Genomic DNA, 26,407 nt, shown 5'->3' with positions numbered 1-26,407 from the left:
ATCGGAACCCCTCCCGCCCCTGAAAATACTACTTCTTGATAGGGAGGCTCAGGTAAGTTAATGGTCTTTTCCCAAGTTCGACTGGCTCTTAAAGCCCCATAAATGGTCATCAAGAAACCGTTTTTGAGATTAAAAGGAGGCTGATAAATCGGCTGAGTCATTGAAGTTTTAGATGCTGTTGGTTAGTTCACGTTGAATAGAATAACAAATAATCAAGCATTTTGGGTAAATAGTACATTAGGAAAGGGAAATAGTTTTTTTCCCCTTACCCTTCTCCCACAAGGATAAAAGAATTTTCAATAAAATATATTGACTAAAATTTCAATTTAATCTAAAATAGACTATGCTCCTAAAATTTGAAGGAATTATTAGTCTGTGACTGTGCAAAAAAATCCCCTAGTTAAACCTTTTTTAAAATGGGCGGGAGGTAAAAGACAATTATTACCTGAAATTCTCAAATATCTTCCTAAAAATATAGGTAAAACCACATACTTTGAACCTTTTTTAGGAGGAGGAGCACTCTTATTTGAGTTACAACCTAAAACAGCAATTGTTAATGATAGCAACAGTGAATTAATTAATTGTTATCAAGTGATTAAAGATGATGTTGAAGAACTTATTGAGCTTTTAAAAGTTCACAAAGCGAAAAATTCCAAAGAATATTATGATGATCTTCGGGGAATTGATCGTTTAAAACAGTATAGTAAATTTTCTAAAGCAGAAAAAGCTGCTCGAATTATTTATTTAAACAAAACCTGTTACAATGGATTGTTTAGAGTTAATTCTAAAGGACATTTTAATGTTCCTTTTGGTCGTTATAAAAATCCCAATATATTAAACGAGGCGGTGTTAAGGGGAGTTAATGATTATTTAAGACAAAAATCAGTAACTTTTTTAAATCGTGATTTTGCTGAAGCTGTTAAAGATGCGAAAAAAGGGGATTTTGTCTATTTTGATCCGCCTTATGATCCGGTATCTAATACTGCTTCTTTTACCGGATATGATATTAATGGATTTAATCAAAATGAACAAAGACGTTTAAAACAAGTTGTTGATGAATTAACAGAAAAGGGATGTAATGTGATGTTGAGTAATTCAGCCACAGATTTCATCTTGGATTTGTATAAAGATTATCAGGAAACAATTTTTGTTTCTGCAACCCGCAGTATTAACTCTAATGCTCTCAAACGAGGTAAAATAGATGAGGTTTTAGTTTTAAATTATGTTCCCAAACCTTAAAAGGCATGAACAACAAAAAAACAGGAAAAACTGATTAATCGATCTGAAGAAAACGTAACCTATCTTGAAATTGGCGATTGCACAGAGGGAGATGAGGTCGAATTCCCAAATGACGATCTCAAAGCCACACAATTGTCGAATGGTGAATGGGCTTTAACACACAAAGATGGTTGTGCATATTAATAGCACCGCCTAACAACTGGGCTGCGCCTGAACGTTCTGCGACAGCTTCATTCTAAGTTATGGCAGTAGTTTTAAGGTTATCGATGAGAGTTTAAATGCTAAATTAGTTTTACTCGTTCACGCTATTACTATATTTGAACCAGTATGTCGCTCACTGAGAAGTTTTGTTGGGATAAAATAAATGACGAGCAATTTGAAGAACTTGTGTTTACAGTTCTGAAATCAGAAAACCCACAACAAATTAGATGGCGAAAAGGGCCTGGAGATAAGGGAAGAGACATCGAAGTGCAGTTTCGTCGGCCAGGTGCGCTTGGAGAAGAAGTTAATGAAACATATTTTGTTGAAGTTAAGCATTATCAAACAGGTGTTCCTCCTAGTGCTTTTGACGGTTTGTCGGTATGGGTAGAAGCCGAACAACCGCAAGTTATGTTGATAGTTGTCTCAAGTCACCTAACTACGCCCTGTACTGATTGGCTTGAAAAGTGGAAACAAAATCATCCTAAGATTCGAGTTCTTCCTCCTTGGGAACGGGAGAAAATCGAAAATGAAATTTTGAGAAGCTTTGATGCTAGAGAATTAGCAATATCTTTTGGATTATTGCCACCATTTATACAAAATCTACTTCCGCCCAATCCTGAAACGTTTCGGACAAGCGAAGATAAAACTAGATTGGCAATGGAGTATCGTTACTGGATTACTGAAGAGGAAGTTGAGAAACTAGGGTATGTCGTTGATCTGCTTGGTAGATTAGAACGGGCAATTGTAGCTGAGTGTGGTTCACGCAAATATTTTGAAGATGTTTGTCTTGCTATTCCAAATTGGTCTACTTTTTTAAAATTGTTGCAGGTACAACTTCAACTACAAATTGCCATTAGAGATTACCTTTTTGCCTTAAACAGCGATATTCCTGCTGATAAAGTAAACGGTTTTGCTGAAAAAATAAAAGAATGTGTTGAATTAGTTCGACAAGTTGGCGATGCTGCTTACCATATAGATTAACCATCAATCTACCCTTTAACTTAATGCGATCTCCCAATCGGGTTATGGTTGGTTTCACGTTACCGACTGATTCACAAGTAAGGAGGTGACAGATTCAACCCAACCTATAGCGAGGGGCGATCGCAATTGTTCTAACGCTCTGGCTTGACATACTCCCCGAATACTCCACCTCACGCAAGTGCCTGCCTGTAAGATATCATTAATCCTTTTCTAAAAGTTCCTGATTATGTTAAAATTTTTTCCAATTTGGGAAATATAGAGATTGTAGCCCATCTAGTTCAGGCATTAGCAAAGCTCATTCAATTATGGAATGGTTTCAAGTTAAGACACTTGATGATCTCAAGAAATTGGGATCTTATAAAGACATTCGCCAAGAAATACAAAACAGTTTGAGTGAAAGGATTGCGCTAAAAGCTCGTGGTTGGCAAGAACTGTGGGAAGCAGTTCAAGCCATCCAAAAAGTGAACTCACAGCGAATTTACGAACGAATTTCATCGCCTGGTAACTACATTAGTGAAAAACGGAATTTTTCAAGTGAGAATCCAGAAGCATCTGAGCAATTTTTCATCTCTACTAAACACAAATTGGCTTTTTGCATTCTCAAGCAACAGGGTGGTTGCCTTGAAAATGAGATAGGAATAACGAGGGAACACTATCTCAATAAAGATTTAGCCAAGAAATGGAGAGATGAAATGATCAACCAATTTCATCCTGATAAGAATGTGGGTGACGATTCTTCCTTAAACAATGAGGTATCTCAAAAAATCACTCTCATCTATAAGCGTTTAACGGGTAAAGCATGAATAACAAAAACCTGCCTACTGTCAGATATCATAACTTGAATGAAATTGCAGACAAAAATGAACTGGAGATTGCTCTAAAAGTAGCGGAAGAAAGACTAGATAAGGGGCATATAACATCAATTGTGAATGCTTTCTTTGCTAATACAAAGATATATGTTAATGGCATACCATATATACGTGCCAGTGGACTAGCTCCAATTTTAAGAACTGGTAATTCTGGGGCAGAAAGACCTCTTGTATACCAAGGTATACCAGGTATTATTGGTGGATCTGCAATTATTGTTATCGACGGCAACGATCATATATCAGGCCCTACTTTGCTAGCACTTATTGCAACTAGGAAAAGTTTTCAATCAGGTAAGACAAAACAGTATCTGGCAATCGCAGCTAGAATATACGAAAAGATAGTCGAGAATTCTCAAGTAAGAGACATGAAGGATGCTTTCTTGCAAGAGATTGCCCAGTGCCGTCCGTACTTGAAGAGTGAGCGAATCGATAAATATGAGATATGTAGTTGTGAGTTTACTGGAGATATTTTTACTCACTCAAATCAGGTGGAATTTGCTCACATCGAAAGTGTTGCATTTAATCCTTCCAAAGCTCTTGATGTTGATAATGGAGTCATCATCCTTAAGCGTATACACAATGACCTGACTCGTAAGCAGATTCACAATTTGGATGGAATGTACAATTACTGTTTAGAAAAAGGTTATTTTACCTCTTGGATAGGTAGAGCCTTCCAGGGGAGAGTGTTAGATTCCTAGTTTGAAATCTAATTTCGCGATCGCATTCTATCCTTCTTAGCACTATAGGCTGCAAACTTTATTGGGTTAATCTTGAAAAGATTCAACATCAGGTATAGGCGATCGCAACCTATCCTGCAACCTACAACTGTAACCCAGACATAGTGAGCAAATCCGGTAGGATAGGACGGTAAAACTATACTAATACAGCGCTAACACCCCAAGAGCAGGATCTTCGTAAAACTGGATGATGTCTTGATAATGCGATCGCAAAATTTCTTCAATCTGATTTGTTGAGCAATTACCTCGTCGAATCCAGATCACTTTTGGTGGAAATCCTCGCAAAACATTCAACTCACTAAAATCAGAGTCTCTGGTTACAACAGTAAAGCCATGTTGATTTGCATACTCCCACAGTACGCGATCATCTGCTTGATCTAAACCAATCAAGGAAGCGTGTTGAGAGTCAGGATATAAATCAGCAAGACGATTGACCAATCGAGGTGACAGATTTTGATCAAACAGTAGGTTCATGCTTGAATCATTAATGTTTGTCGTTCTCGGTCAGCCGCATAACTTAAGCAAGCCAGAATATCTTCCTGAGTTAGATAAGGAAAATCATCGAGGATTTCCTCATAGGTCATACCTGAAGCTAAGTAAGACAGCACATCATAAACCGTGATTCGCATTCTCCGAATACAAGGTTTACCTCCTCGCTTTCCAGGTTCTATCGTGATGATGTCTTGATACTGCATGGCTTCGTAAGGCGAAACAACAGACAATTTACAATTAGATTTATTTTTAAAGGCGGCACCCGGATTTGAACCGGGGATGGAGATTTTGCAGACCTCTGCCTTACCGCTTGGCTATGCCGCCATGACCATGCAGTTATTTAATATAACACAGATGTTTCTGAAATTGCAAGCTTTTTGCGCCATTTGCTCACAACCCCTTGTAGGTCAGGAACAACCCAAGTATCGTATTGAGGATAAACAGGTAGACGTCGCACCAACTGCCACCCATTAGGGGCTAAAATAGCCTGTAAGGTTTGATCATCAGGATGGGGATAATCGGGGTTCACCTCGTCACAGGGGCCAATTCCACCGAGATCTCGCGCTCCTGCGTCTAAACAAGCTAATAAAATATCAGGATGGCTGACTAAATTAGGAGGAATTTGTAAGGTAATATCAGGCGGTAAAATAGAACGAGCGATCGCTACAACTTCCGGTAACTGCTGTAAATCAAAACTGTCTCTGTGTCCTATTTGTTGACTTCCTAAACTGTGAGGTTGTAAAATCACTTCTTGAATATGTCCCCATCGTTGATGAACGGTTGCGATCGCATTTAAAGTATCTCGCCAGTCTTGAGAATTTTCTCCAATTCCTAATAATAATCCGGTTGTAAACGGTATGTTTAATTCTCCAGCCCATTCTAACTGTTGTAAGCGTAATTGAGGGACTTTGCTCGGAGCATGGTGATGAACGGTTTCTAATAACTTAGGGGTAATTTGTTCTAACATTAACCCCATAGAAACATTCACCTGTTTTAATTGTGACATTTCTGCCAAAGTTAACAGCCCAACATTAGTATGAGGTAAAAACCCCAAAAATATAGCGAATTCACATAACTCATAAATTCGTTGAAACCAAGCTGAACGTTGAGAACTATTCGGATGAACTTCCCCACTTAACACTAAAATCTCACTAATTCCTTGATTTTGAAGTGGTTTTAAGAGTTGTTCGGCTTGATTTAAAGTTAACCAAGGACTTTCACCGATATTGGTTCTAAAATTACAATAGCTACAGCGATTAAAACAGTCATAAGTCGGGACAAGCGTATAAGCAGGACTGTAAGTAATGTTTCCATTCATACATTTTCAATTTAAGTGTGAAGTTTTTCTCGCTTTTTTCTGGGAGAATAATGACCCATTAGAATTATAATAGGATAAGTCGGTTAATTTAATCATCCAGTGGTTTGTGAAGTTGCGCTTACATACCCTATAAGTGTAATCTCAGGTTGATTTATCCCGATAACTTTTGGTTCACCCTTTATTGTTTAATCTCATGTCTGAACAAAATCCAATCCTCAGCTATCCTCACACTCAAAAATGTGATCAAGTTGATAATTATCATGGTGTGACCGTTGCTGACCCCTATCGATGGTTAGAAGATTTAGACTCAGAAGAAACGAAAACATGGGTTGAAGCCCAAAATGCAGTTACATTTGCTTATTTGAATAATATTCCAGCCAAAGAAACCCTTAAAAATCGCCTCACGCAACTGTGGGATTATGAAAAATATGGTACTCCTTTTAAGCAAGGAACTCGCTATTTTTATTTTAAAAATGATGGACTCCAAAATCAAAGTGTTCTGTATGTTTTAGAGTCGTTAGATGCAGAACCGAAAGTTTTATTAGATCCCAATACCCTGTCTCCTGATGGAACGATTGCGTTATCAGGAATGGCAATTAGTGAAGATGGAAATTTCATGGCTTATGGGTTATCCACTTCAGGTTCTGATTGGCAAGAATGGAAAGTTTTAGATATTAATACCCAAGAAAATTTATCCGATCATTTAAAATGGGTGAAATTTTCAGGAGCATCTTGGACACATGATCATCAAGGATTCTTTTATAGTCGTTATGATGAACCTCAAGAGGGAAAACCGTTAGAAGAAACGAATTATTTCCAAAAACTTTATTATCATCGTTTAGGAACGCCCCAATCTGAAGATGCTTTAATCTATGAACGTCCTGATCATAAAGAATGGGGATTTAATGGATTTCTAACGGAAGATGGCAAATATTTAATTATTTCCGTTTGGCAGGGAACTGAACCTAAAAACTTGGTTTTTTATCAAGATTTAACTCAACTAAATTCCCCCGTTATAGAACTCATTTCAGAGTTTAAAGCCAGTTATCGGTTTATTGATTATGAAGGAGAAAACTTCTGGTTTACTACGGATTTAGATGCTCCTCGGAGTCGAGTCATTGCCATTAATATTAATACCAAAACTCACACCGAAGTGATTCCCCAAGCTCCAGAAACCCTAGAAGGAGTTAACATTTTAAATAATCAATTTATTACGGATTATTTAAAAGATGCCCATACTCAAATTAAAATTTTTAATTTAGATGGATCATTTGTCCGAGAAATTGAATTACCGGGAATTGGTTCGGCGGATGGTTTTGCTGGAAAACGATATGATACCGAAACCTTTTACAGTTACACCAGTTTTACCACTCCTAATACCATTTATCGATACAATCTCGTGACAGGAGAAAGTACAATCTACCGCCAAGCTAACGTTGATTTTAATCCCGACGAATACGAAACCCAACAAATTTTTTATCCCAGTAAAGACGGAACTCTGATTCCGATGTTTATTACAGCCAAAAAAGGGATAGAATTAAATGGCAATAACCCCACAATTTTATATGGATATGGAGGATTTAATATTTCTCTCACACCCTCCTTTTCTATTAGTCGTTTAGTCTGGTTAGAAATGGGTGGAATTTATGCGATCGCCAATTTACGAGGAGGGGGAGAATATGGAGAAGATTGGCATCAAGCGGGGATAAAATTGAAAAAACAAAATGTCTTTGATGACTTTATTGGCGCTGCGGAATGGTTAATTAAAAAAGGCTATACCTCCTCTCAAAAATTAGCGATTATGGGAGGAAGTAACGGCGGGTTATTAGTTGGAGCTTGTATGATTCAACGCCCAGATTTATTTGCAGCAGCGTTACCTGCGGTAGGGGTTTTAGATATGCTCCGCTTCCATAAATTTACCATCGGTTGGGCCTGGTGTTCTGATTATGGTTCCCCGGAAAATCCCGAAGAATTTCAAGCTTTATATGCGTATTCTCCTCTGCATAATTTAAAGTCAGAAACGGCTTATCCCGCCACTTTAATTACAACTGGAGATCATGATGATCGAGTGGTTCCCGCCCATAGTTTTAAATTTGCTGCAACCTTACAGGAAAACCATGTAGGGGAAAATCCAGTATTAATTAGAATTGAAACTAAAGCCGGACATGGTGCCGGAAAACCCACTGCTAAAATAATTGAGGAAATTGCTGATGAATTTGCTTTTTTAAAGCAAGTTTTGAATATGAATTTCTAACTGAACATTGATATTAGAAACCCGCTTTCTTGGAGAAATCGGGTTTCTATTTCTATTTCAGTTTAAATTGATGTTGCAACCCGACCTTCAAACTGACCATACAGGGTATAATGAGAAAACGCATTGCTGACAACTCCACTGTTGATGGCTTGCATAACATCAGGATTCTGTGCTAAATAAAATCCTGTGTTGAACTGGGTGCTGGGGTTTCGTCCTTCCTCAGCACCTGACATCACAAAATGTTCAAAACCTGAATTAAATACCCCAGCTTGGACAGCATTTGCGACATCAGGATTTGTATTTAAGTAATAGGATTCATCAAAGAATTGATTCGGTGAACGTCCTTCTGTTTCTCCTAAATAAATATACTGTTGTAAACCTGAAGATAGGGTTCCTTGAGTGATGGCTAAATTAACATCAGGATTGGTTTGTCGATAATAGTTCTCGTCAAAAGTTTCAAGTAAATTCTCTTGATATTGAGGATTTTGTAAGACATCATCCCAATGGGTTCCTGTCACAATATCTAAATTTGTCGTTGGAGTAGCACCTGTTACTGAATTGGCTTGATAATAATTATTGGAACTGTTATTGTCCCAACTATTATCATAATTAGTGTAATTTGTTGGGGTAATACCTGTTACTGAATTGGCTTGATAATAATCATCTGAACCGTTATTGTCCCAACTATTATCATAATTAGTGTAATTTGTTGGGGTAATACCTGTTACTGAATTGGCTTGATAATAATCATCTGAACCGTTATTGTCCCAACTATTATCATAATAAGTGTAATTTGTTGGGATAACACCTGTTACTGAATTCGGTTGATAATAATCATCTGAACCGTTATTGTCCCAACTATTATCATAATAAGTGTAATTTGTTGGGATAACACCTGTTACTGAATTCGGTTGATAATAATCATCTGAACTGTTATTGTCCCAACTATTATCATAATTAGTGTAATTTATTGGGGTAATACCTGTTACTGAATTCGGTTGATAATAATCATCCGAACCGTTATGATCATCGTTAGATTCATACAGACTCATGATCTTTTCTCCTGTTGTGTTTAAATCGAAAACGTGGGGGAGTTTAAACTATAGCCCTGATGTAGAGACATTTGATTAAACGCCCCTACATTTTAATTAAATTGGGGTTAAATATCAGCCCATTTCCGCAATAAATTGGCGTGACTTTTAGCAATCAAGTCGAATTCTATAGTTTTGCCATATTGTTTGAAAATACTTCTACGAGCGGTATCTAAATCAAACAATATTTCTCGTTTAGATGGGTCACGAACTAAACTTTGAATCCAAGTAATAGCCGCCCAGCGAGTCCCTTCAGTTACTGTTTCTACACGATGTAAGGTCGAAGACGGATAAACAATCGCCGAACCTGCATCTAACTTAAAACTCTGTTCCCCTAATGAAGTTTCAATCACTAATTCTCCCCCTTGATAGGTATTAGGGTCAGAGAGAAATAAAGTTAATGAAACATCTGTTCGAGAAATAAATTCATCTCCCATCACAGCATTATCGAAATGGGAACCATAATACATTCCCACATCATAACGACTGAAAATAATCGGGCGAATTGCTTTAGGACGTGCTGCTATTTGAAACAGTTCGTTACGCTTTAAAGCTTGGAGAACAATCGTTCTTAGTTCGGAAGTAATCTCCGTATCGGTTTTGATTTGTTGATTATTTTTAACTTCTTTAACGTACCGTCCAGCCGTTGTTTTTCCATCTATAAACTCAGCTTGTTGAAGTAACGTCAAAGTTGTTTCTAGTTCTTCTGGTGTGAGAACATCAGCAATACAAAAAATCATCAGATGTTAGCCTTCTCCACCTTCTCCACTTTCTCCACTTTCTCCGCCTTCATCACCTTTCTTGTCTTTTCCTTTGTCATCTGTTTTCCCATCTTTGTCGCCTTCAGTAGCTGCGTGTAACATCTCAGAAGGGGTGAAAGTAGCCCCTGAAATCGAAATATTGGATGGAATTTCTGGGTTCAAATTATGAGGTGCAGAAGCATTGGCAACATCGGACAATCCGCTTGTTAAAATATAAGCACCCACTCCCATCCAAATCTTAGTACGAGTAGACAGACCGTTATTTTTATTGCTATTCATGGGTTTAATCCTTAGTCCTTGATTTGAAACTAAGCCCATTGTAGTCATGGAATAGTGACAAAGTGGTGACGAAATAAAAATCAATTTGGGGTCGTTGGAGTATAGAGCAATATCCTAGGTTTTTTGAGTGTTAGGATTAGATTGAGGTTTAGTAACTTCTTCCAAATTAGGTAAAATAATAGAAGGGGTTGTATGTTCCGATTCATTTTCCATTAAATGAGCAATAGGTTCTGTTAATTGATTGGGGTTCATAAAAATAACTTTTGCATTAGGACTTTGACTTAACTGTTGATTGGCTTCAACATATTGTTTTGTAATTAAAAATTTTAAGAATTCAGGACTATTTGTTTTTAATCCTAACGTATCAGCTAAGACTCGAATAGATTGAGCTTGTCCTTGAGCTTCCGAAATTTCTGCCTGTTTGCGACTTTCAGCAACTCGCTTGCGTTCCGTTGCATCCTGTAGAGATTTCGGAGGTGTAATATTTTGCAAATCAACTCGAATAATGGTAATTCCCCAACTTTTTGTTCCTTCTGCTAAAGCTTCTAATAATCCTTTATTCAATTGTTTAATTTTAGCTAATAAATCTTCTAAATTAATTAACCCAATTTCTGCCCGCAGGGTGGTTAAAACTAAATTAGAAATGGCTTCTTTTGTTTTATTGGTTTCAACGTTATAATAAAATTTCTGTAAATCATCAATTTTCCAGAAAACGGCTGCATTAATTTTAAGAGTGATTTGATCCTTTGTCATCACTTCTTGGGGATCAATATCTAATAACCGTTCCCGGTTTGTATCATAATAAACAATTTTTTCTACCACAGGAACAATAAACTGAAGCCCCGGTTTTAGGGTGCGTTTATATTTCCCTAATCGTTCAACAATCGCTTGATCACTGGTACTAATCACCTTAACTGAGGAATTCAGTGTAAATCCAATGATAATCGGAAATAAAATACCCAGAATATACTGGAACATAGGATTTCTAATATTTATAATTTAGGGGAAGGATTTACACCTATTTTAGCATCATCCCCCTAAAAATAGGGGGATATTCTAAAAACTAGGTTGAAGATTGAACCACACCCGAATGTCCGGTAAGTTCTCCAATAGGTTCAAACCGTCCTCCTAAATATTTAGCCAAAAACTCTTCAGCAATGGCATAAAAATGTAAACGGTTCTCTGGACGGGCAAAACCGTGACCTTCATCGGTATATAAAACATATTCCACCGGCTTACCCGCTTGTTTCATCGCCTCAAAAATCTGCTCACTTTCCGCCTGTTTAACACGGGGATCATTAGCCCCTTGACCAATTAATAACGGTTTTTCAATGCGGTCAACAAAAAATAGAGGTGATCGCGCTTTTAAAAAGTCCGGTTCCGTGTCTAAATTCCCCACTCGATGATAGAAATTCTTGCGAATGGGTTCCCAATAAGGCGGAATACTTTGCATCAAGGTAATAATATTACTTGGGCCCACAATATCCACCCCACAAGCAAAAACATCAGGGGTAAAAGTTAACCCGACTAACGTAGCATACCCCCCATAAGATCCCCCCATAATGGCAATTTTATCCGGCTGAGAAATGCCATTTTCAACTAACCAATTCACCCCATCAATCAGATCTTGGTGCATTTTTCCGGCCCATTCTCGGTTTCCCGCATTCACAAACGCTTTCCCATAACCCGTTGATCCCCGGAAATTCACCTGTAAGACCGCATAACCCCGGTTGGCTAACCATTGGGCTTCCGAGTCATAACCCCAGGTATCTCGCGCCCAGGGGCCACCATGCACCACCATCACCGTCGGGGCGGGAAGCGCAACACCAACAGGTTTGGTTAAATAACCCTGAATGGTTAAGCCATCAGAAGCGGTGTAAGAAATGGGTTCCATAGAGGCTAACGGTAAGCCTTCTAATTTGGGTTTATTACTAAATAAAAAGCTGTGGGTTTTGGTTGGGCGATCGTAAACATAATAATACACCGGGCCGTCATCAACGACAAAACTAATCAGCCATTTTTCATCCGATAACGTCCGACTAATGCCAAATTCACCCGGACGAATTTGCTTGATCGCCTCAATATCTGCGACAATACTTTCATCAAGAATCTGCCATTCTTCTTTATCTTTATAGAAAGAAACCGCTTCAATATTTCGGGTTGTAGGATGGGCTAATAATCCCCCAATATCATATTCAGGATCTTCAGCAATTATTGTTTCTTGACGAGTTGATAAATCTAAGGCAATTAATCGTTCTGCATTAGCATCATGGTTGCCCACCATATACAAAATTTTGCCATCATTAGAAAAGAAAGCTGCCCCCCCTTCTTCATCGGGCCCCCAATGACGTAGGGTTTCCCAAGGATGTTCGGTTGTTTCTCGATATAATAAATCAAACCCCCCATCTTCGGTACTAGAACTCGCCGCCCGAATTTTAAAGTCAGCATCGGCTGTCCATCCTAAAATATTACCCGGATTTTCCGTATGAAAATCAACAGCCCCATTCTTTAAATTCACCTGATAAACATCAAAAACTTGGGGATCTCTGAGGTTCATTCCGACTAAAATTTGATCGGGGAATTTGTGATCGACATTAACCACTTGTGCCCGAACCCCTTGAAAAGGGGTTAAGTCTCGAACAATATTCGTTTTGACATCAACTAAATATAAATGCCAATTTTCATCGCCATCGGAGTCCTGAACATACATCAGTTGATCTGGGTTATATGTCCAGAAAAAAAATCGAATTCCCCGTTTTGGATCACGGGTTAAAGCTTGAGTTTCTTCTTCTCCAACGGTTTTTAACCAAACCTGTAAAATATTATTGTCATCTGGGGCAATATAAGCCAAATATTTGCCATCGGGGGACAAACTCGGACTCGTGCGTTCTGGGTTGCCAAACAGGAGATCACGAGGAATTAAAGGCGGAAGTTCAGTTGCAGTTGTCATACTTGATCAGTTCAAAATTTAACTGTCTCTATTGTGACGCAACTGACAGTTGATTGTTTGGGCTTTGGCAACTTCAACCCTCCAAGGGCTATTTTATCCTGTTCTAGGGGATCAAACAGCCCTGAAATCAGAAATGAGTTCTAACGAATATTTTCTAAAGGAACATCTAAAAGGCCGTATTGATCCCATCCTGGCGCATCAAAATGCCACCATTCTGTAATTAAGGGGATAAATCCTTGTTGTTTCATTTTAACAGCAAGTAAGTCACTATTTCGACGAACTTGAGGGGTATTTCCGGGGTAATCTCTAGCCGCTTTGTCGGTAAAATCATCAAAGGCTGTTGGCATTTCTAACTCAGCGCCTGTGCGTAAATCAACTAAAGTTAAATCAACCGCCGCTCCTCGGTTATGGCGAGACCCTTTAGCCGGGTTTGCCACATAACGACTATCGGGTAAAATTTCCCACATTTGTCGCGTTACAGACAGGGGACGGTAACAGTCATAGACTTTTAAACCTAATCCCATTTCTTCTAAATTTTGTTGTACTCTTGATAAGCGTTGGGCAACATCAGAACGCAACAAACAACGAGGAACAGAATAGATTTTTTTCTTTAAAAAATTGTTAGTTGTGGCATAGCGAATATCGAGACGAATATTCAGATTAACGCTTCTAATATCCACTAATTTTTCCGCTTCTGAAAGTTGATTATAATCTTGAACAACAATGGGAGGAGGAGAAGCAGGAGGAGAAGAAACAGGCGGTGTTAAATTTTGAGCCGTAACAGAGTAACAGTTAATTCCCAAAATTATGAATAAAAATAAAAATAATCGCATCATGGGTTTAGAAAACATAAGGTTAAAAAGAGGATAATGTCATGAGTTAGAAACCAGGTTAATTCAGGAAATATATGAATTTACAAACTCCTGTAGGGGCGAGGCGCGCCTCGCCCCTACGATGAATTAGGTTTAAATGTCTAACCGTTGATAAATTTGATCAAGGTTTTTTAAGTGATGTTTAGGATCAAAACAAGCATCAATTTCTTCAGGAGATAATTTGGCTTTGACTTGATCATTTTCCCTAATTAGAGCTTGAAAATCACCATTGGTTTGATTCCAAGCGGTGTGGGCGCAAGATTGTACAATTTTATAGGCTTCTTCGCGACTAATGCCTTTTTCAACTAAGGTTAATAACACCCGTTGACTAAAGACTACTCCACCATAAAGGTTCATATTGCGCTGCATATTTTCGGGATAAACTAACAGATTCTTGACTAAATCCGTGAGTTCAACTAACATAAAATGAGCCACCGTTGAAGAATCGGGTAAAATCATCCGTTCAACGGAACTATGGGAAATATCCCGTTCATGCCAAAGGGCAACATTTTCTAAGGCAGCAACGGCATTTCCCCGAATAATTCGCGCCATTCCCGTTAAGCGTTCACTGCGAATAGGGTTGCGTTTATGCGGCATTGCCGAGGAACCTTTTTGACCTTTGGCAAAAAATTCTTCGACTTCTAAAACATCGGTGCGTTGTAGGTTACGAATTTCCACTGCAAACCGTTCAATACTCGCCGCTAATAATGCTAAAGTTTGCACATATTCCGCATGAATATCACGGGAAATCACTTGGGTGGAAGCAGTATCGGGTTCCAGACCTAAATTGCGACAAGCGATCGCTTCTACCCTGGGATCAACATTAGCATAGGTTCCCACCGCCCCAGAAATTTTACCCACCGCAACGGTTTGACGTAGACGCACCAAACGTTCTCGGTTGCGACAAACCTCCGCTAACCATCCCGCTAATTTAAAGCCAAAGGTAATGGGTTCAGCATGAATACCATGGGAACGACCAATCATCACCGTATTTCGATGCTGTTGCGCTTGATAACGAATGGCTTGACTCAAAGCTTCCGTGCGTTCTAACAACACATCCACACTCGCCACCAATTGTAACGCTAAAGCCGTATCGAGTACATCGGAACTGGTTAAGCCTAAATGAATGTAGCGTCCGGCATCCCCTACATATTCGTTGACATTCGTTAAAAAGGCAATCATATCATGGCGGACTTCTGCCTCAATTTCCAGCACCCGCTTAATATCAAAATTCGCCTTAGCTTTAATTTCTTCAACGGCTTCTGATGGAATATATCCTAACTCTGCCTGTGCCTCACAGACGGCAATTTCTACTTGTAACCAAGTTTGCAGCTTGTAAGTCTCTGTCCACAAATTGCCCATTTCGGGCAAAGTATACCGTTCTATCATATTCTAAGGTTAGATGTTCACTTTGATGTCAAAAGAGACGTTAATCGGTCAACAGGAGACTCTGAGACAGTTTGATCTCAATTTCCTATCTGTCGTATCCGAGCGATGTTACTAACATCCCATTCAGCACAACCGTCTTATTTTAACTTTTGATGGGGATCAGCGATAGCCGATAAAAAATATAGAGACGTGCGAACTCGCGCGCCTCTACAAAAGTTATGTGCAAAAAAAAACAAAACAATTATCCGCTTACCCGGACGCTTAATTCATTCGTAATTCGTAATTCGTAATTCGTAATTAAGCTTGTGCTGGGGGAACGGTTTGAACCCATCCCGGTTGTTGAACTTCCCGTAGGATATAATTTCCGGGCGGAACGTTCGTGAAAACATAACTGCCATTTGTTCCAGTTACCGTTGTCGGTTCTGTGGCATCCAGAGTGCCGTTACCATTGGCATCAATATAAATTGTCCACCCCGCCAACGGGGTTTCACCCGCATCAAACAAACTATTGGCATTTGTATCATTAAACTTTATGCCACTGACAGAGCCAAACTGACGGTTGCCAAAGTTGACGATAGCATTCGTGCCACCACTGATGCCAACGGAGCCAGGGTTAGGGGTCGTTTGTGTCCATCCAGTTTGCTGCACTTCCCGCAGGGTATAATTCCCAGGGGGAACATTGGCAAAGGTATAGCGACCATCAACGCCTGTAACGGCAGCCGCTTCTGTGGCTTCAAGCGTACCATTCCCGTTGGCATCAATAAAAACCGTCCACCCCTGTAACGTGGCTTCACCGGCATCAAACAAGGCATTAGTATTTGTATCATTAAACTTTATGCCTGTGATGGTTCCAAATTGGTTATTCCCAAAATTAATTCCGGTGATATTGGAGCCTCCGGTTACACTCACTGGGCCAGGATTAGGGGTTGTTTGTACCCATCCCGGTTGCTGCACTTCTCGAACACTATAGTTACCTGCGGGAATACTGGTGAAGGTATACCCACCATTAGCATTGGTTACAGTTGTGGGTTCTGTCGCTTCTAAGGTTCCGTTACCATTGGCATCAATAAAAATTGTCCATCCCGCTAAACCGGTTTCCCCTGTATCAAAGGTGGCATTGTTATTGAGATCATTAAATTTGACTCCACTAATGGAACCCAACTGACGGTTGCCAAAGTTAACAATGGCATTGGTACCCCCACTGACCCCAACGGCTCCAGGGTTCGGCGTGGTTTGTGTCCATCCCGGTTGCTGTACTTCCCGTAGGGTATAATTCCCCGGTGGAACATTGGCAAAGGTGTAACGACCATCGGCACCGGTCACTAAGGTTCCTTCTCCAGTATCGGGAACGCCATTCCCGTTACCATCAACAAAAATTGTCCATCCCTGTAATGGGGTTTCACCCGCATCAAATAATCCGTTACCGTTACTATCGTTGAATTTAATTCCGGTGATGGTACCGGATTGATTATTCCCGAAGTTAATTCCGGTGATATCTCCACCCCCGGTCACACTCACCGGGCCAGGGTTCGGAGTGGTTTGTACCCATCCCGGTTGCTGCACTTCTCGAACGGTATAATTTCCCGCCGTTAAGTTGGTGAAGGCATACCCGCCACTGGCATTGGTTAGGGTAGTGGGTTCTGTGGCTTCTAAGGTGCCGTTATTGTTGGTGTCAATAAAGATAGTCCATCCGGCTAAACCCGCTTCTCCAGGCGTAAGCAGGCTATCTCGATTGAGATCATTAAACTTAGTCCCACTGATGGAGCCGAGTTGGGTATTACCGAAGTTAATGCCGTTGAGGTTTTGTCCTGAAGCCAATGTAATCGGAGCCGGGTTTTGGCGACTGTCCCTCTCCAAACCGGTATCGAACAAAGGAATCGGATTAGAGGCGTTTGGATCAAACATAAGATAAATTGTCCTATTATGACTGAATAATCGAACTATCCTCTATGGTTTTCGACTCAAAACTGAGAATCTGGCTATTATGTTACTCTATACTTTATTTTTCATCTAGTTAGAAGCCCTAGAATTAAATTTTATGAATTTAGATGGCCAAATGACAGCAGTGAGCCGTCAGGAAATCAAATTATTGATCTTAAACATAATGGCTTCCCGACTCCCCTGATCAATCCTAAAATCCGTCTCTGTTACATTTAGTTAAGCTTTATAGAGTTAGTTTTCATAATTATTAAAATTAGGATTTTTATTGAAATTTTCAGGAATCAGAAACAAGTTAAAATATTAATAACGATCAACAATAAACTGTCAATTTTTTACTGATAACTGATAACTGATAACTGGTACAGACGCGCCATGGCGCGTCTCTACACTGATAACTGATGATGCGGATACTTGATAACTGATAACTGATTATCGGAACATACTGCTTACAGAGCTATCTTCGTGAATTCGCCAAATTGTTTCCCCCAGTAAATTCGCAACAGACAAAACTGTTAACTGATCAAACTGTTTTTCGGGAATAACGGGAATTGTATTGGTAACAATCACTTCTTCAAGCACCCCACTCGATAAACGTTCAATGGCGGGAGAAGAAAAGACCGCATGGGTGGCGCAGGCGTAGACTTGACGGGCACCTTCTCGACGTAATAAACGAGCACCTTCAGCAATTGTCCCGGCTGTATCAATCATGTCATCGACTAAAACAGCCGTTTTCCCCTTGACATCCCCAATCACGTTTAGGACTTCTGCGACATTATGCGCTTGACGACGTTTATCAATAATTGCCAAAGGAGCATCATTGAGTTTTTTAGCAAAAGCCCTAGCACGGGCGACTCCACCAACATCCGGGGAAACAACAACAATATCGGATAACTGTTTGCTCATCAGGTAATCTAAAATTACCGGAGAACCATAAACATGATCAAAGGGAATATCAAAATACCCTTGAATCTGAGCCGAGTGTAAATCCATGGCGAGAATTCGACTAGCACCCGCTTCAGTAATCAAGTTAGCCACTAATTTAGCCGTGATGGACTCACGACCTGCGGTTTTGCGATCGGCTCTGGCGTATCCATAATAGGGAATAACCGCCGTAATCTGACGCGCAGAAGCCCGTCTACAAGCATCAATCATGATCAACAACTCCATCAAGTTGTCATTGACCGGATAGCAAGACGGTTGAATCAGATAGACATCACAGCCTCGAATCGACTCTTGAATCTGGATGTAAATTTCTCCATCAGCGAATCGCTTACGAACCATTGGCCCCAGGTCAATTCCTAAATAACGGCTGACTTCTAGGGATAGGGGCGTATTTGCCGATCCTGAAAAGAGTCGTAACCGACTGTGATCAGCAACTAATGGCTCAGAATACGGAAGGGGTAATGTAGCAGAACGGATCACGGCGAACCCTCACAGTTCATGACATGGCAATCAATCTTAATCATTCCAGAAAAGACTGGAATTCGGAACAGGTTTGGCGAATTGAATTTTGGCTGTTGTCTGTTGAGTACATCTCAGCAGCCAAGCCAACGGAAAACGACGTTTTTCGGTAAGCGGAAGCACTGCTGCTTGAAATTGTGCAAATCAAACGTCCTCTATATTAATTGTGGAGAAAGAGTGATCAAATTAAAATAGGGAAAATCCTGAATTAATGTTAAGACAATTCAGTCAATAAAGCAAGAAGAAACTGTATATTTGCTCTAGGAGTCTCCCTCCTATGATTTGGGGAATAAATAGAAGTTAGCTTAGAAGCCATGAGTCTCAAAGATCGGATTAGTGAAGATATCAAAGCTGCCATGAAGTCTAAGGACAAGGTGCGGCTAGAAACCGTTCGCAGCATTAAAAAAGTGCTGTTAGAGAAGGAAACCAGCCCTGGAGCAGACGGAAAAGATTCCCTCACCGAAGCGCAAGAATTAGAAGTGTTAATTCAATCGGCGAAACAACGTCGAGATTCCATTGAACAATATCAAAACGCTGGACGGGAGGATTTAGCCGACAAGGAAAAAGCTGAACTTGCCATCATCGAAGAATATCTTCCCCAACAACTCAGCGATGAAGAAGTGAGTGCCATTATTGATGCCGTTATTGTCGAGGTGGGTGCAACTTCTGCTAAAGATATGGGGAAAGTGATGGGGCCAGCCATGCAACGCTTAAAAGGTCAAACCGACGGTAAAAAGGTTCAGGAACTGGTGAAAGCAAAGTTAGGTTGAGAGTGGACGGTTGGTTGTTGACGCTTAACAGCCAACCGCGATTGCGGAATCCAGACCGTCCCTACTGTAGTCAGCCGTGACCAAAGATATGGGTTTCAAGCCTCGCCAGTCTAGGACAACTTTAATTGTGTTATGATAATTGCCGTAGGGTTTATCCACGTCAAATGCTCGTTTTAGAGTTTAAGGCAAAAGGAAAAACAACTCAATATGCTGCTATCGATGATGCAATTCGCACAGCCCAATTTGTTCGGAACAAGTGCATTCGTTTCTGGATGGACAATCGAGACGTAGGGCAGAAAGAACTGTATCGTCAGAACACCGTATTGAGGGCCCAGTTTCCCTTTGTGAAAGCCTTGAATTCTCACGCTTGCCAAGTAGCAGTTGAAAGAGCTTATAGCTCAATTGCTCGGTTCTATAGCAATTGCAAAAAGTCGATTCCGGGCAAAAAAGGCTATCCAAAGTTTAAGAAAAACTGCCGCTCAGTTGAATATAAAGTGAGCGGGTGGAAACTTTCTGAAACCCGTAAACAGATTACTTTCACCGATAGCAAAGGGATAGGCAAGTTAAAACTCAAAGGAACGTGGGATTTAAACTTCTACCCAATAGACCAGATTAAACGGGTGAGGATAGTTCGACGTGCAGATGGCTACTATGTTCAGTTTTTAGTTAATGCTGATCACAAAGTAGAATCTAAACCCACAGGTAAAACGATTGGTTTAGATGTAGGACTCAAAGAGTTCTACACCGATAGCAATGGACAGACTGAACCGAATCCGAGATTTTATCGAATCGGTGAGAAGCGTCTGAAATTTCGACAAAGACGAGTTTCACGCAAAAAGAAAGGCTCGGCTAACCGAACGAAAGCCGTTAATCGACTCGGGCGAGTCCACCTCAAAATAAGTAGGCAACGTGAAGAACACGCCAAGAGACTGGCGCGTTGCGTTATTCAATCTAACGATTTGATCGCCTATGAAGACTTGAGGATTAAAAATTTAGTCAAAAATCATTGTCTCGCCAAGTCGATTAATGATGCGGGTTGGCATCAATTCAGGAAATGGTTAGAGTATTTTGGAATTAAATTTGGCAAGATCACGATTGCGGTTAATCCGGCTTATACTTCTCAAAATTGCTCTAACTGTGGTGCAGTTGTGAAAAAATCTCTATCGACAAGAACCCACCGTTGTCAGTGTGGATGTGAGTTAGATAGAGATTGGAACGCGGCTATCAATATTCTGAATTTAGCCTTGGGTACTACGGGTCACGTAGGAACCTGGATTTTAAATCCGAACGCTTCGGGAGATTCTACCTCTACTCAGGCTGGAGTAATCTTGTCTGGGCAAGTTGGGTCTGTGAACGAAGAATCCCCACGCCTTTAGGCTGGGGAGTGTCAATGAACCTGTGGAATTGTACCTAAGATCTATAATACGAAAGGTTAATTTTCATCTGGGTTTCTTGATCACTCACCTGCTAGAAGCATGACGCAAACTGCTATTCCCGTTGGGACAATTCTGCAAAACCGCTACCGCTTGATTGGTGTTTTAGGCCAGGGGGGGTTTGGTCGTACCTATTTAGCCGAAGATCAAGGAAGATTTAACGAGCGCTGCGCCTTAAAAGAATTTATTCCCGTCCAAACGGGAACCTACGCCCTACAAAAATCTAAAGAACTGTTTCGGCGGGAAGCCCAAATTCTCTACCAAATTCATCATGCTCAAATTCCCCAGTTTGGAGCGGTTTTTGAAGAAAATCAACGGTTATTTTTAGTTCAAGATTATGTGGAAGGGAAAACCTATCACGCTTTATTAATGGAGCGGAAAAAAGCAGCACCAGGTTTTCCTCCAACCTTTACAGAAGCTGAAATTGTGCTATTTTTACGGCAAATGTTGCCCGTTTTAGCCCATATTCATAGTTTGGGAATTATTCATCGAGATATTTCCCCGGATAATATTATTTTACGTCAACGAGATCAACTGCCTATATTAATTGATTTTGGGGTGGTAATTGAATTAGCAACTCGGATCAATACCCCTGATTTAACCTTACCTCCGGCTACTCGCGTGGGAAAATTAGGGTATGCTCCTTTTGAACAAATTCAAACGGGACAAGCTTTTCCCAGTAGTGATTTATATGCTTTAGCGGTAACAGCTATTGTTTTATTAACGGGTCAAGAACCTCAATATTTACTCGACCAAACGGCTTTATCTTGGAATTGGCAACCTTATAGTAATGTCAGTCCGAATTTTGCTCAAATTATTAATCGAATGTTGAGTCGGCAACCGAGCGATCGCTATCCATCGGCTCAAGACGTTGAACAAGCATTACAAACCCTGAATCAACCGTTGAGTTTTCCCCCGACTCAAACTGTACCGATTCCCGTTCCTTCACCCACGCCCCAACCCCCAGACCCGAATTTTTCTCAACTCCCCACCCTAGCGGTCGGACGACCCTTAGTTACTCAACAAGGTCAACAGCAAGTCCAGAACAATAATAGTCCTGTTGTTACGCCTCCGACCCCTGCCCTCACTCCTAACCCTGATCCGATTTTCTCAAGCTCTCAATCCCTCTGGGATAAACCCATCACCGTGATTATAGCGGGTGTTTTGGTGGCTTGTTTAGCAGCTTGGGGATCTTGGGCTTTAGTTAAAGGATTCCTGAAAATTGCCGACCGCAACCCCGAAGAGCCCCCCTCGCAAGTCAATCCTCCCCTGGCTAGTCCTTCAAGTCCTATACCGTCCCTCCCCTTACCCAACTTAACTCCGAACCCCACCCTCAGCCCCGGATTGACCCCTTCTCCGGTTGTACCCACCCCCACTACAAAGCGCTTGAATTTAGTAGTGGGAGAACCAACGGTGGTTGAAGGTAATCTCAAAGCTAATCAAGCTGCTAACTATGTGGTTCTGGCTGAAGCTGGACAACAGTTTTATGCCTCTGTCAGTGGGGAAGGAGTTTTGTTAACCTTACTTGGCCCGGATCAAAAACCGATTAATCAGGGAGAAGCGGTTTCTTTATGGCAAGGAACTTTACCCTCCACCGGGGAGTATACCGTAATTCTCAATCCTATTCCTGGTCTACCCGAAAGTAACTATAAGTTAGACCTGACGTTAATTAATACCCTTTCCCCCATTACGCCTTCAGAACCTGAACCGGAACCTGTTCCCCTTCCTGAACCGGAACCTGCCCCCCTTCCTGAACCGGAACCCAGTCCTCAACCGACCTTTGCACCGGAGCCTGCACCCGTCCCTGCTCCAGCACCGGAGCCTGCTCCGACACCAGCACCTACCCCGGAACCTACGCCGGAGCCTACCCCGCCTCCGACTCCTGCTCCTACCCCGGAACCAGCCCCAATTCCAGCACCAGAACCGACTCCAGCACCGTCCTTGGAACCGAGTCCCACACCAGAGCCGACTCCAGAACCAGCCCCAGAATCTACTCCCCTTCCTTCCCCAGACTCTCAACCTATTACTACACCTAAGTTGGAATGAAATCTTTAGTGCGTAGCACTCTTAGAACAGCGCCATGTAGAGACGCGCCATGTAGAGACGCGCCATGTAGAGACGCGCCATGTAGAGACGCGCCATGTAGAGACGCGCCATGTAGAGACGCGCCATGTAGAGACGCGCCATGGCGCGTCTCTACAACTGTAAGAGGTAGCACTATAACCCTTTTCAGGAAAATTAAGGGAGAGTTCAGTAGAGTTCACTATGGATCTTATTGATAAAATCAAAAGCCAAAATCAGGTTAATTTAGATCAGAAAGAATTTTTAATAAATTATTTACAAGAGATTAATCACTGGCAAAAATCAAATAAAAGTTATCCTAAAATTTTAATATCAGAATCTGATCCGATTTTGTTTTTATCGGCTTTTGTAGCTGCGGTGACAGTAAAATGTCCTGTGTTTTTATGCAATCCTCAATGGGGAAAAGAAGAATGGAAACAAGTTTATGAATTAGTTAAACCTAATTTGTTAATCTCTCAAGGTCGAATTTTAGAGTATCAAAATTCTCTCCCTAAAACTCATGAATTGCTTCAAAATCTGATTATGATTCCCACGGGAGGAACTTCAGGAAATATTAAGTTTGCTGTTCATACTTTAGATACTTTAACGGCTTCAGTTATTGGCGTTCAACAATATTTTCAAACTTCTGCTATTCATTCTTTTTGTACTTTACCCCTTTATCATGTTAGTGGATTAATGCAGTGGATGCGATCGCTTTTAACCGATGGACAATTCATGATTACATCCTTTAAAGCTGTAGAAGCAGAAGACTGGATTAATTTTAATCCTCATGACTATTTTATTTCCTTAGTTCCCACCCAATTATATCGCTTATTACAACAGCCCTCCTTAACAAATTGGTTATCTCAATTTCAGATAGTCTTATTAGGAGGAGCGCCCCCTTGGTTAGAGTTATTAGAACAAAGTCGTTTGGCTCAAATTCCTCTGGCGTTAACCTATGGAATGACAGAAACTGCTTCTCAAATTGTTACCTTAAAACCCCCGGATTTTTTACGGGGAAATAATAGCTGTGGGAAGGTTTTACCCCATGCTAAAATTAAAATTCAGGATCAAAATGGAGCCGAATTAAAACCAAATCAACCCGGACTGATTACAATTGAAGGGGATTCCTTAATGTTAGGATATTATCACGATAATTTTGATCCTCAAAGGCGGATTAATAGTTTTATCCCTGATGATTTAGGTTATTGGGATGAACAGGGATATTTAACATTAGTAGGAAGACAGAGTAATAAAATTATTACTGGGGGAGAAAATGTATTTCCCACAGAAGTAGAAGCGGTTATTCTTTCTACGGGTTTAGTTCAGGATATTTGTGTAATAGGGAAACCGGATGAATACTGGGGTGAAATTGTGGTTGCGGTCTATGTTCCGAGTTTTAAACAGGTTTCTCTGGTGGAATTAAAACAGGCAATGATCGGAAAATTATCTAAATTTAAACATCCTAAATTGTGGATTCCTTTAGAACAGTTACCTCGCAATTCTCAAGGGAAATTAAATCAAAAACTGCTGCAAGAATTCCTTAAGGATTATCAGGATCAGTAAAGTCAGTATTACTCATCGTAATATGTTCATCAACACTTACTGGCCCTGCTCCAAAATAGGTAATCATCAGTAACCCACCCATAATTGATAAATTTTTGAAAAAATCAATTTTTTCTGAAGGGATATCCCAAAAATTATGAAAGATGAAGGTTGTTGGAATTAAGAATAGAATTAAAAGCCAAGCTCCTAAATGGGTTTTATACCCGACCACTAAGGATAATCCTCCGACAATTTGGATAATAATAGTTACTACTAATAATACCCCTGCAAACGGTAAACCTTTTTCTGTCATCATCGTTTGAGTATTGGCAAAATCCAAGATTTTATTAACCGCAGCGTGAATGAAAATCGTTGCTAAAAATGTTCGTCCTATTAACGGAATAAACTGTATCATTATTTAACCTCTTTTTATAGTAGGGAACAGGGAACAGTAAGTCATGAATAAGTTTACTGGATTTAGAAGTATCCTAACTGTAATGCGTAGTGGTGGTGTATAACCTGCAAATTTTTCTGGTGGGCAAAGCCCACCAAATCAATAAATAACAAAAGGGTGTTCATTTAATGTAAAATTAACCCTACTCCTAAGAATAAGCTACTCCAAAATTGTAGAGAAATCGCAATAAATTTGCAATTGCTAACTAAGTTAGGCTGGTTATGATATTGACTAACATGACGACAGAGTTTGATAGCAGAGGGAATGCCAACAAAGCTGAGTAACGTCCAAATGGGTAAAATTCCCAATAGCACTAATCCCCCGGTTAACAGAAAAATACTTCCACAAACCCAAGGTAAAAGTTTGGCACCTTTTTCTGTTCCTAAACGAACAATTGGAGACTTTTTACCCGCCAAAATATCATCTTCCACTTGATGAAAATGGGAACAAAATAAAACTAAGGTGATTGGAATTCCGACAATAATTGATGTGGCTAAACAAACCCATGACCAGCTTTGGGTTTGACTATAATAGGCGGCGGAAACCCCCAAAGGCCCAAAAGCAAAAAAACATAAAAATTCTCCTAATCCTTGATATCCTAACCGAAAGGGAGGCCCTTGATATAAATACCCCAACCCACAACACAGGAGAATTAATCCTAAAACGGTTAAATCCTTTTGCCACCAACAAATTGCTAATAATCCTAAAAGAGCTAAGGCTAAACAACCATTCCCAATAGCGAGAATAAATAATTTATTTCCGGTTAAATTGACTAAGGAATGATGCTTATTTTTGTCAATTCCTGTTTCTGAATCAAAGACATCATTCAAAAGGTTTTCCCAGGCTAAAATTAAAATAGCAGCCGTGATAAAGGTGGTAAAAACTTTCCAATTGAGGGTAGAGGTTTCAAAGACGGCAACGGCAGTGCCGACCCAAATTGGCATAATGGCCACACTATACATCGGAGGCTTAATCGCCGCTAACCATAATTTATTTTTTGATGCTGTAATCAGTTCTGTGGTCATAGCAAGAGGATTTAAAACGATGACATCCTATCATTCAACACATTTTTGACCCATCAAACTCCTAGAAGTTTACCCCTAACTCCCCTTAAATAAAAGTTGCTAGATGGCTTAATTATCATTCCACGTTCCACCAGTTTGACGGCCTGATTGTCCTATAAGAATAACTGATAATGGTCGAGAATTCCAAAACAGGAACCCAGAGGGAGTGGAGGGACAGGGGCAGCAGAGCAGGGGCGTCAATACCTGACCCCTGATATAGTAGTCGCGTCGGGGGTGTTAGGACA

General features: G+C 40.4%; 25 protein-coding genes and 1 tRNA gene. 10 read left to right on the top strand and 16 right to left on the bottom strand.

Annotation, left to right across the window (positions count from 1 at the left end):
- Nucleotides 1–375 precede the first annotated feature (375 nt).
- The 4 genes from IQ236_RS06175 to IQ236_RS06160 all read left to right on the top strand — a co-directional run bounded on the left by IQ236_RS06175 (nt 376) and on the right by IQ236_RS06160 (nt 3,988).
- The gene (locus tag IQ236_RS06175; protein WP_322744089.1) at nt 376–1,239 is read left to right on the top strand and encodes a DNA adenine methylase; all 864 of its coding nucleotides are present in this window, start codon (nt 376–378) and stop codon (nt 1,237–1,239) included.
- Between the two features lie 327 nt (nt 1,240–1,566).
- Nucleotides 1,567–2,421, top strand: coding sequence for a restriction endonuclease (locus IQ236_RS06170; protein ID WP_193868441.1), 855 nt, complete (start codon nt 1,567–1,569; stop codon nt 2,419–2,421).
- 305 nt (nt 2,422–2,726) lie between these two features.
- Complete coding sequence (locus tag IQ236_RS06165) at nt 2,727–3,224, top strand: hypothetical protein (protein WP_193868438.1); 498 nt, start codon at nt 2,727–2,729, stop codon at nt 3,222–3,224.
- Entirely contained in the window at nt 3,221–3,988 is a 768-nt protein-coding gene (locus IQ236_RS06160; RefSeq protein ID WP_193868437.1) for a hypothetical protein, read from the top strand. The genes IQ236_RS06165 and IQ236_RS06160 overlap by 4 nt, the downstream gene beginning before the upstream one ends.
- 180 nt (nt 3,989–4,168) lie before the next feature.
- Here the strand turns inward: IQ236_RS06160 and IQ236_RS06155 are convergent, their stop codons facing one another.
- The 4 genes from IQ236_RS06155 to cofG all read right to left on the bottom strand — a co-directional run bounded on the left by IQ236_RS06155 (nt 4,169) and on the right by cofG (nt 5,837).
- Nucleotides 4,169–4,501: a DUF5615 family PIN-like protein gene (locus tag IQ236_RS06155; RefSeq protein WP_193868436.1), complete on the bottom strand. Its 333-nt coding sequence runs from the start codon at nt 4,499–4,501 to the stop codon at nt 4,169–4,171.
- On the bottom strand, nt 4,498–4,722 hold the full coding sequence (locus IQ236_RS06150; RefSeq protein WP_193868435.1) for a DUF433 domain-containing protein: 225 nt from the start codon (nt 4,720–4,722) through the stop codon (nt 4,498–4,500). Before IQ236_RS06150 ends, IQ236_RS06155 begins: the two co-directional genes overlap by 4 nt.
- Before the next feature lie 50 nt (nt 4,723–4,772).
- Nucleotides 4,773–4,843 (bottom strand) — tRNA-Cys (locus IQ236_RS06145).
- Between the two features lie 16 nt (nt 4,844–4,859).
- Nucleotides 4,860–5,837 carry a 7,8-didemethyl-8-hydroxy-5-deazariboflavin synthase subunit CofG gene (cofG, locus tag IQ236_RS06140; protein ID WP_193868434.1) on the bottom strand — a complete coding sequence of 326 codons (978 nt, stop codon included), beginning with the start codon at nt 5,835–5,837 and terminating at the stop codon, nt 4,860–4,862.
- 193 nt (nt 5,838–6,030) lie between these two features.
- Here cofG and IQ236_RS06135 point away from each other — a divergent pair, with 193 nt between their 5' ends.
- Nucleotides 6,031–8,091: a prolyl oligopeptidase family serine peptidase gene (locus tag IQ236_RS06135; RefSeq protein WP_193868433.1), complete on the top strand. Its 2,061-nt coding sequence runs from the start codon at nt 6,031–6,033 to the stop codon at nt 8,089–8,091.
- 62 nt (nt 8,092–8,153) lie between these two features.
- Here IQ236_RS06135 and IQ236_RS06130 read toward each other — a convergent pair whose 3' ends face one another.
- From IQ236_RS06130 to IQ236_RS06090, 9 genes are all read right to left on the bottom strand, one after another.
- The gene (locus IQ236_RS06130; protein WP_193868432.1) at nt 8,154–9,143 is read right to left on the bottom strand and encodes a hypothetical protein; all 990 of its coding nucleotides are present in this window, start codon (nt 9,141–9,143) and stop codon (nt 8,154–8,156) included.
- Between the two features lie 107 nt (nt 9,144–9,250).
- The gene (locus IQ236_RS06125) at nt 9,251–9,922 is read right to left on the bottom strand and encodes a Fe2+-dependent dioxygenase (protein ID WP_193868431.1); all 672 of its coding nucleotides are present in this window, start codon (nt 9,920–9,922) and stop codon (nt 9,251–9,253) included.
- 6 nt (nt 9,923–9,928) lie between these two features.
- Nucleotides 9,929–10,222, bottom strand: a complete 294-nt coding sequence (locus tag IQ236_RS06120) for a hypothetical protein (protein WP_193868430.1) — start codon at nt 10,220–10,222, stop codon at nt 9,929–9,931.
- 114 nt (nt 10,223–10,336) lie between these two features.
- On the bottom strand, nt 10,337–11,200 hold the full coding sequence (locus IQ236_RS06115) for an SPFH domain-containing protein (RefSeq protein ID WP_193868429.1): 864 nt from the start codon (nt 11,198–11,200) through the stop codon (nt 10,337–10,339).
- A gap of 85 nt (nt 11,201–11,285) precedes the next feature.
- A complete protein-coding gene (locus IQ236_RS06110) occupies nt 11,286–13,172 on the bottom strand; it encodes a S9 family peptidase (protein WP_193868428.1) in 1,887 nt (628 codons plus the stop codon).
- A gap of 140 nt (nt 13,173–13,312) precedes the next feature.
- The gene (locus IQ236_RS06105; RefSeq protein WP_228041448.1) at nt 13,313–14,023 is read right to left on the bottom strand and encodes a M15 family metallopeptidase; all 711 of its coding nucleotides are present in this window, start codon (nt 14,021–14,023) and stop codon (nt 13,313–13,315) included.
- A 114-nt stretch (nt 14,024–14,137) separates the two neighbouring features.
- Nucleotides 14,138–15,433, bottom strand: a complete 1,296-nt coding sequence (purB, locus tag IQ236_RS06100; RefSeq protein ID WP_193868427.1) for an adenylosuccinate lyase — start codon at nt 15,431–15,433, stop codon at nt 14,138–14,140.
- A 297-nt stretch (nt 15,434–15,730) separates the two neighbouring features.
- The gene (locus tag IQ236_RS06095) at nt 15,731–17,338 is read right to left on the bottom strand and encodes an MSCRAMM family protein (protein ID WP_193868426.1); all 1,608 of its coding nucleotides are present in this window, start codon (nt 17,336–17,338) and stop codon (nt 15,731–15,733) included.
- A 465-nt stretch (nt 17,339–17,803) separates the two neighbouring features.
- The gene (locus IQ236_RS06090) at nt 17,804–18,796 is read right to left on the bottom strand and encodes a ribose-phosphate pyrophosphokinase (RefSeq protein ID WP_193868425.1); all 993 of its coding nucleotides are present in this window, start codon (nt 18,794–18,796) and stop codon (nt 17,804–17,806) included.
- A 23-nt stretch (nt 18,797–18,819) separates the two neighbouring features.
- Here IQ236_RS06090 and IQ236_RS27980 point away from each other — a divergent pair, with 23 nt between their 5' ends.
- The 4 genes from IQ236_RS27980 to IQ236_RS06075 all read left to right on the top strand — a co-directional run bounded on the left by IQ236_RS27980 (nt 18,820) and on the right by IQ236_RS06075 (nt 23,084).
- On the top strand, nt 18,820–18,948 hold the full coding sequence (locus IQ236_RS27980; protein ID WP_265578678.1) for a hypothetical protein: 129 nt from the start codon (nt 18,820–18,822) through the stop codon (nt 18,946–18,948).
- Nucleotides 18,949–19,149: 201 nt separating this feature from the next.
- Nucleotides 19,150–19,605: a GatB/YqeY domain-containing protein gene (locus IQ236_RS06085; protein WP_193868424.1), complete on the top strand. Its 456-nt coding sequence runs from the start codon at nt 19,150–19,152 to the stop codon at nt 19,603–19,605.
- A gap of 164 nt (nt 19,606–19,769) precedes the next feature.
- A complete protein-coding gene (locus IQ236_RS06080) occupies nt 19,770–20,981 on the top strand; it encodes an RNA-guided endonuclease InsQ/TnpB family protein (RefSeq protein ID WP_193868423.1) in 1,212 nt (403 codons plus the stop codon).
- A gap of 99 nt (nt 20,982–21,080) precedes the next feature.
- Nucleotides 21,081–23,084: a serine/threonine-protein kinase gene (locus IQ236_RS06075; RefSeq protein ID WP_193868422.1), complete on the top strand. Its 2,004-nt coding sequence runs from the start codon at nt 21,081–21,083 to the stop codon at nt 23,082–23,084.
- Here the strand turns inward: IQ236_RS06075 and IQ236_RS27620 are convergent.
- The gene (locus tag IQ236_RS27620) at nt 23,071–23,256 is read right to left on the bottom strand and encodes a pentapeptide repeat-containing protein (RefSeq protein WP_322744088.1); all 186 of its coding nucleotides are present in this window, start codon (nt 23,254–23,256) and stop codon (nt 23,071–23,073) included. The genes IQ236_RS06075 and IQ236_RS27620 overlap by 14 nt on opposite strands.
- A 47-nt stretch (nt 23,257–23,303) precedes the next feature.
- Between IQ236_RS27620 and IQ236_RS06065 the strand changes: the two genes are divergently transcribed.
- Nucleotides 23,304–24,665 carry a 2-succinylbenzoate--CoA ligase gene (locus IQ236_RS06065; protein ID WP_193868421.1) on the top strand — a complete coding sequence of 454 codons (1,362 nt, stop codon included), beginning with the start codon at nt 23,304–23,306 and terminating at the stop codon, nt 24,663–24,665.
- On the opposite strand, the gene IQ236_RS06060 is transcribed toward IQ236_RS06065, so the two are convergent.
- Both IQ236_RS06060 and menA read right to left on the bottom strand, forming a co-directional pair.
- Nucleotides 24,643–25,059 carry a DoxX family protein gene (locus IQ236_RS06060; RefSeq protein ID WP_193868420.1) on the bottom strand — a complete coding sequence of 139 codons (417 nt, stop codon included), beginning with the start codon at nt 25,057–25,059 and terminating at the stop codon, nt 24,643–24,645. The two genes, IQ236_RS06065 and IQ236_RS06060, sit on opposite strands and share 23 nt — an antisense overlap.
- A 164-nt stretch (nt 25,060–25,223) precedes the next feature.
- Nucleotides 25,224–26,123 carry a 2-carboxy-1,4-naphthoquinone phytyltransferase gene (menA, locus tag IQ236_RS06055; RefSeq protein WP_190518292.1) on the bottom strand — a complete coding sequence of 300 codons (900 nt, stop codon included), beginning with the start codon at nt 26,121–26,123 and terminating at the stop codon, nt 25,224–25,226.
- Nucleotides 26,124–26,407: the final 284 nt, after the last annotated feature.

Origin of the sequence: Planktothrix mougeotii LEGE 06226, assembly GCF_015207485.1 — a bacterium.
Lineage (GTDB): Bacteria > Cyanobacteriota > Cyanobacteriia > Cyanobacteriales > Microcoleaceae > Planktothrix.
This window is presented reverse-complemented; position numbering and strand designations above follow the sequence as displayed.

Excerpts from the sequence above, each read along its gene's own strand:
- IQ236_RS06170 (WP_193868441.1), top strand. The coding sequence starts at position 1,567 with ATGTCGCTCACTGAGAAGTTTTGTTGGGATAAAATAAATGACGAGCAA.
- IQ236_RS06165 (WP_193868438.1), top strand. The coding sequence starts at position 2,727 with ATGGAATGGTTTCAAGTTAAGACACTTGATGATCTCAAGAAATTGGGA.
- IQ236_RS06160 (WP_193868437.1), top strand. The coding sequence starts at position 3,221 with ATGAATAACAAAAACCTGCCTACTGTCAGATATCATAACTTGAATGAA.
- IQ236_RS06155 (WP_193868436.1), bottom strand. The coding sequence starts at position 4,501 with ATGAACCTACTGTTTGATCAAAATCTGTCACCTCGATTGGTCAATCGT.
- IQ236_RS06150 (WP_193868435.1), bottom strand. The coding sequence starts at position 4,722 with ATGCAGTATCAAGACATCATCACGATAGAACCTGGAAAGCGAGGAGGT.
- cofG (WP_193868434.1), bottom strand. The coding sequence starts at position 5,837 with ATGAATGGAAACATTACTTACAGTCCTGCTTATACGCTTGTCCCGACT.
- IQ236_RS06135 (WP_193868433.1), top strand. The coding sequence starts at position 6,031 with ATGTCTGAACAAAATCCAATCCTCAGCTATCCTCACACTCAAAAATGT.
- IQ236_RS06130 (WP_193868432.1), bottom strand. The coding sequence starts at position 9,143 with ATGAGTCTGTATGAATCTAACGATGATCATAACGGTTCGGATGATTAT.
- IQ236_RS06125 (WP_193868431.1), bottom strand. The coding sequence starts at position 9,922 with ATGATTTTTTGTATTGCTGATGTTCTCACACCAGAAGAACTAGAAACA.
- IQ236_RS06120 (WP_193868430.1), bottom strand. The coding sequence starts at position 10,222 with ATGAATAGCAATAAAAATAACGGTCTGTCTACTCGTACTAAGATTTGG.
- IQ236_RS06115 (WP_193868429.1), bottom strand. The coding sequence starts at position 11,200 with ATGTTCCAGTATATTCTGGGTATTTTATTTCCGATTATCATTGGATTT.
- IQ236_RS06110 (WP_193868428.1), bottom strand. The coding sequence starts at position 13,172 with ATGACAACTGCAACTGAACTTCCGCCTTTAATTCCTCGTGATCTCCTG.
- IQ236_RS06105 (WP_228041448.1), bottom strand. The coding sequence starts at position 14,023 with ATGTTTTCTAAACCCATGATGCGATTATTTTTATTTTTATTCATAATT.
- purB (WP_193868427.1), bottom strand. The coding sequence starts at position 15,433 with ATGATAGAACGGTATACTTTGCCCGAAATGGGCAATTTGTGGACAGAG.
- IQ236_RS06095 (WP_193868426.1), bottom strand. The coding sequence starts at position 17,338 with ATGTTTGATCCAAACGCCTCTAATCCGATTCCTTTGTTCGATACCGGT.
- IQ236_RS27980 (WP_265578678.1), top strand. The coding sequence starts at position 18,820 with ATGGCAATCAATCTTAATCATTCCAGAAAAGACTGGAATTCGGAACAG.
- IQ236_RS06085 (WP_193868424.1), top strand. The coding sequence starts at position 19,150 with ATGAGTCTCAAAGATCGGATTAGTGAAGATATCAAAGCTGCCATGAAG.
- IQ236_RS06080 (WP_193868423.1), top strand. The coding sequence starts at position 19,770 with ATGCTCGTTTTAGAGTTTAAGGCAAAAGGAAAAACAACTCAATATGCT.
- IQ236_RS06075 (WP_193868422.1), top strand. The coding sequence starts at position 21,081 with ATGACGCAAACTGCTATTCCCGTTGGGACAATTCTGCAAAACCGCTAC.
- IQ236_RS06065 (WP_193868421.1), top strand. The coding sequence starts at position 23,304 with ATGGATCTTATTGATAAAATCAAAAGCCAAAATCAGGTTAATTTAGAT.
- IQ236_RS06060 (WP_193868420.1), bottom strand. The coding sequence starts at position 25,059 with ATGATACAGTTTATTCCGTTAATAGGACGAACATTTTTAGCAACGATT.
- menA (WP_190518292.1), bottom strand. The coding sequence starts at position 26,123 with ATGACCACAGAACTGATTACAGCATCAAAAAATAAATTATGGTTAGCG.